The 5,102-nt window shown below is 69.9% G+C and carries 3 protein-coding genes and 1 pseudogene; all 4 read left to right on the top strand.

The genetic code is table 11. The features are described from left to right. Window positions 1-229: pseudogene (locus tag FV222_RS16775) on the top strand (LPS export ABC transporter permease LptF); the annotation flags it as partial. A 6-nt stretch (window positions 230-235) separates the two neighbouring features. Next, window positions 236-1,324 (top strand): LPS export ABC transporter permease LptG, encoded by a 1,089-nt coding sequence (lptG, locus tag FV222_RS16770; RefSeq protein WP_147765305.1) that lies wholly within the window; start codon window positions 236-238, stop codon window positions 1,322-1,324. 94 nt (window positions 1,325-1,418) lie between these two features. Continuing rightward, complete coding sequence (locus tag FV222_RS16765) at window positions 1,419-4,022, top strand: LPS-assembly protein LptD (RefSeq protein WP_147765306.1); 2,604 nt, start codon at window positions 1,419-1,421, stop codon at window positions 4,020-4,022. Between the two features lie 79 nt (window positions 4,023-4,101). Beyond that, on the top strand, window positions 4,102-5,102 hold a 1,001-nt coding region (gene pdxA / locus FV222_RS16760; RefSeq protein ID WP_147815183.1), incomplete at its 3' end, for a 4-hydroxythreonine-4-phosphate dehydrogenase PdxA.

Below are 5,102 nucleotides of genomic sequence, written 5' to 3'. Positions count from 1 at the left end.
GGCCGGCGCGGTGCTGGCGGTGGTCGCGCTGCGCATCGCCGGCTTCACCGCGACCAGCGCGGCGACCCGAAGCGCGGGCGCGGTGGTGGCGATCTACGCGGTGCCGCTGCTGGCCATCGCGCTGTCGTCGCTCGTGATCTTCCAGGGGCCCGCGGTGCGCGGCCTCAACGCCCGGATCGTATCCGCCCTGCGGGGGCGCTTCCGCGCACCCCGGCTCGCCGCCGGCTGAGCCGTCATGCTGATCGGCTTCACCCTCGGGCGCTACTTTGCCGCCCGCTTCGCGCGCACCGTGCTCGGCGTGTTCATCACCGTCTTCGCGCTCGTCTACACCCTGGATTTCGTCGAGCTGCTGCGCCGCGCCGGCGACGCGGAGGGCGCGTCCACAGGTTTGATGGCCCAGCTCTCGCTCTACCGCACGCCGGCGGTGGCCGAGGGCGTGCTGCCCTTCGCGGTGCTGTTCGGCTCGATGGCGGCCCTGCTCCAGCTCTCGCGCAAGCTCGAGCTCGTGGTGGCGCGCGCCGCCGGGATCTCGGCCTGGCAGTTCCTGCAGCCGGGCTTCTTCGTGGCGCTGGCGCTCGGCGCCTTCACGGTCGGGGTCTACAACCCGGTCTCGGCGATGATGAAGCAGCGCTCCACCGAGATCGAGGCGAAGATCTTCGCCAAGTCGACCAAGGCCTCCTCGGGCAAGGACCTGTGGATCCGCCAGAAGAGCCTCGACGGCGGCGCCATCATCCGCGCCGAGACCGCGATCGAGGGCACGACGACGCTGGCCGGCGTCCAGGTCTTCACCTTCGACGCGGAAGGCCGCTTCGTCTCCCAGATCGTCGCCGCGCGGGCGAGCCTGCACGACGGCTACTGGGAGCTCACGGACACCCGGGTGCTGACGCCGGGCGCCCCGCCGGATTCGTTCGGCACCTACCTCATCGCATCGACCCTCGACCCGAGCCAGGTGCGGCAGCGCTTCACCCCCCCGGAATCCGTGCCATTCTGGCAACTACCCGACACCATCGCACGCACCGAGCGGGCGGGGTTGGATGCCACCCGCTACCGTCTCCAGTATGATGTGCTCTGGGCCAGGCCGATCCTCTTCCTGGCCATGGTCCTGGTGGCGGCAACCGTTTCCTTACGGTTCTTCCGCTTTGGTGGTGTGGGAAAGCTGGTGCTCGGCGGGGTCGCGGCGGGGTTCGCCCTGTACGTCGCCCGCCAAGTGATGGAAGGCCTCGGAGCCTCCGGGATCGTCGCGGCGCCGGTGGCGGCGTGGTTCCCGGCCGTGGTAGGAAGCCTTCTCGGTACGCTCACGCTTCTGTACCAGGAAGACGGCTGACGCCCGCGCCTCGGATGCGGGTATCGGACGTTGGCGCGGGAGGCGGACGTGGACGGAAACGTGGCGGCGGTCGTCACCGGAGTTGGGACAGGCGTTGCGTAAGGTCGCCGACATCGCGAAGGTCCTCGGGCTGCTGGCGCTCCTCTGCGCCGCGGCGCCGATCGGCGGCACCGTGCCCGCCGACGCCCAGGGCCTGCCGGGCGCAGCCAAGCCTTCGGCCGGCAAACCCGTGGCCGGAAAGCCCGGCGACAAGCTCCTCGTCGAGGCCGACGAGCTGATCTACGACAACGACAAGAACACCGTCACCGCCCGCGGCAACGCCGAATTGCATTACGGCCCGCGCACGCTGCAGGCCGACCGCGTCCGCTACGACCGGGCGTCGAGCCGCGTCTTCGCCGAGGGCAACGTTCGTCTGACCGACCAGGACGGCGCGGTCGTCACCGGCGAGAAGATGGAGCTGACCGACGACTTCAAGAGCGGCTTCATCGACAGCCTGCGCATCCAGCAGACGGTGGTGAAGAAGGGCGAGACCATCCGCACGCGGTTCTCGTCCCCGCGCGGCGAGCGCCTCGAAGGCGAACAGACCAGCTTCGACTACGGCACCTACACCGCCTGCGAGCCCTGCCGAGACCACCCGGAGAAGCCGCCGCTGTGGCAGGTGCGCGCCGCCAAGATCATCCACAACAACGAGACGCACACGATCTACTTCGAGGATTCGACGGTCGAGATCGCCGGCATCCCGGTGGCGTACCTGCCGTACTTCGAGTCCGCCGACCCGACGGTGAAGCGCAAGAGCGGCTTCCTCACCCCGCGCTTCATCAACTCGACGGCGCTCGGCACAGGCCTGACGGTGCCGTACTTCTTCAACCTCGCGCCGGACTACGACCTGACCCTGTCGCCGTCCTTCCTGAGCCGCCAGGGCGTGCTCGGGCAGGGCGAGTTCCGCCAGCGCCTCGACAACGGCAGCTACAACCTGCGCGTCTCCGGCATCTTCCAGACGACGCCCTCGGCCTTCCTGCCGGGGCCGCTGGGCGCCGGCGACCGCGACTTCCGCGGCTCGGTCGAATCCAAGGGCCGGTTCTACATCAACGAGAACTGGCGCACCGGCTGGGACCTCGTCGGCGTGACCGACAAGTGGTTCCTCGACAACTACCGGATCCGCAACCAGTCGATCACGACGGACTACTTCCGTGAGGCGGTGTCGACCGCGTACCTGATCGGTCAGGGCGACCGCTCGTACTTCGAGATGCGCGGCTACTACTTCAAGGGCCTGTCGAGTTTCGACTGGCAGAAGGAGCAGCCCCTCGTCCTGCCGGTGATCGACTACGACAAGCGCATCAACGGCCCGGGCGAGCTCGGCGGCGAGGTCCGCTTCCAGGCCAACATCACCAGCCTGACCCGCGAGGCGACGGACTTCCAGGGCCTGCCGCGCACCGGCACCTACCTGTTCAGCCCGAGCGTCAACGGCATCAGCTATCCGCTCTACGAGACCTGCACGACCTTCAACCGCAACACCTGCCTGGTGCGGGGCCTGGCCGGCACGGACACCCGCGCCTCGGCCCAGCTCTCCTGGCGCCGGACCTTCATCGACGACCTCGGCCAGGCGATCACGCCGTTCGCGTACCTGCGCACCGACGCGTTCTTCGTGAACCCGAGCCTGTCGGGCTACCAGAACGCCCTGGTGCCGCAGATCGCCTCGGTCGACGACGGCTTCACCGGCCGCGTGATGCCGGCGGTCGGCATCGACTATCGCTATCCCTTCGTCAGCGACTTCGGGCCGCTCGGCGTCCACACCCTCGAGCCGATCGCCCAGGTCATCGCCCGGCCGTCCGAGAACCGGATCGGCCACCTGCCGAACGAGGACGCGCAGAGCCTCGTCTTCGACGACACCTCGCTGTTCCAGTGGGACAAGTTCTCCGGCTACGACCGGGTCGAGGGCGGCGTGCGCACCAACCTGGGCGCGCAATACTCGGTGGTCACCGCCTCGGGCTGGTACGCGAACGCGATGTTCGGCGAGTCGATCCAGATCGCGGGCGTCAACTCGTTCCGCCGCGGCGACATCGCCAACGTCGGCCTGAACTCAGGCCTGGAAACCGCGGCCTCCGACTTCGTCGGCCGCGTCCAGGTCTCGCCGAACCAGAACATCAGCCTGATCACGCGCGCCCGCTTCGACCAGGCGGACTTCAAGGTGAACCGCTTCGAGACCGGCATCACCGCCCGGTTCGCGCCGTTCCTGCCGCTGTCGCTCTCGGCGTTCTACTCGTACTACGAGGCGCAGCCGCTGCTCGGCTTCAGCCATCGCCGCGAGGGCATCACCGCGACGGCGACCTACAACATCACCCCGAACTGGTTCGTCACCGGCTCGGCGCTCGTCGACCTGACCCACTACCTCGACACCCGAACCCTCTATTCCGAGGCGCTGACGAGCTACATCGCCAACCCCGTCGGCAACCTGCCGACCTACCAGAACCCGGGCCGCTTCTACCTCTCCGGCATGAGCGTCGGCGCCGGCTACCAGGACGAGTGCACCACGGTCTCGCTCAACTACATCGTCTCGCCGATCGCCACGGTGACCGGCGTCTCCGAGCGCAACCAGACCGTGTTGCTGCGCGTCGAGCTCAAGACCCTGGGCGAGGCGGACCTGCGCCAGAACGTCGGCACCGCCACCACGGCGGACGGCATCGCCTCCGCGCATTGACGGCTAAGACGCACGGGCTCGCGGCGATGGGAGGCTCCTGCTAAGGCAGGTCTCCCGCCGCGAAACCCCGCCGACCCCGATGCTCCCCCTCGCCCTGACGCTCGGAGACCCTGCCGGGATCGGACCGGAACTGGCGCTTGCAGCCTGGCTCGCCAGCACGCCCGCCGACCCGCTCCCCGCCTTCTTCCTCGTGGCCGACCCGGCCTTCGTCGAGCGCACCGCGAACTGCCTTGGCCTCGCCGTGCCGGTCGCCGAGATCGACCCCGAGACCGCGACGGAGGTGTTCCCCCGGGCGCTCCCCGTGGTGGCGCTGCCGAGCGGGAACGAGACCTTCGCCGAGCCCGGCGTCCCGGATTCGGTTACGGCCGGCGCGACGATCGAGTCCATCACCGCCGCCGTCGGCTTCGTCCGCACGGGCCGGGCGGCGGCGGTCGTCACCAACCCGATCGCCAAGTTCGTGCTGACCCGGGCGGGGTTCGCCCATCCCGGCCACACCGAGTTCCTGGCGGCGCTCGCGGTCGCCCCCGGCCGGTCGCCGCCGCGCCCGGTGATGATGATCTGGAGCGAGACGCTCGCGGTGGTGCCGGTGACGATCCACGTGCCGCTGCGCGACGTGCCCGGGCTGCTGACGCAGGACCTCGTGGTCGAGACCGCCCGCATCGTCGCCCGAGACCTCGCCGAGCGCTTCGGCCTCGAAGCGCCCCGGCTGGTGCTCGCCGGCCTCAACCCGCATGCGGGTGAATCCGGGACGATCGGCCACGAGGACCGCGACGTGCTGGCGCCGGCGGTGGCGCGGTTGCGCGCCGAGGGCGTCGACATCCGCGGGCCGCTTCCCGCCGACACGCTGTTCCACGAGCGGGCGCGACGGACCTACGACGTGGCGCTGTGCCCGACCCACGACCAGGCGCTGATCCCGGTGAAGACCATCGCCTTCGACGACGGCGTCAACGTCACCCTCGGGCTGCCCTTCGTGCGCACCTCGCCGGACCACGGCACCGCCTTCGACATCGCCGGCAAGGGCCTCGCCCGCCCCGACAGCCTGATCGCCGCGATCCGGCTCGCCGACCGCCTCGCCCGCAC

It is taken from the genome of Methylobacterium sp. WL103 (assembly GCF_008039885.1).
Taxonomy (GTDB): domain Bacteria; phylum Pseudomonadota; class Alphaproteobacteria; order Rhizobiales; family Beijerinckiaceae; genus Methylobacterium; species Methylobacterium cerastii.
Note: the sequence above shows the minus strand (reverse complement) of the source record. Positions and strands in the feature narration are given on the sequence as shown.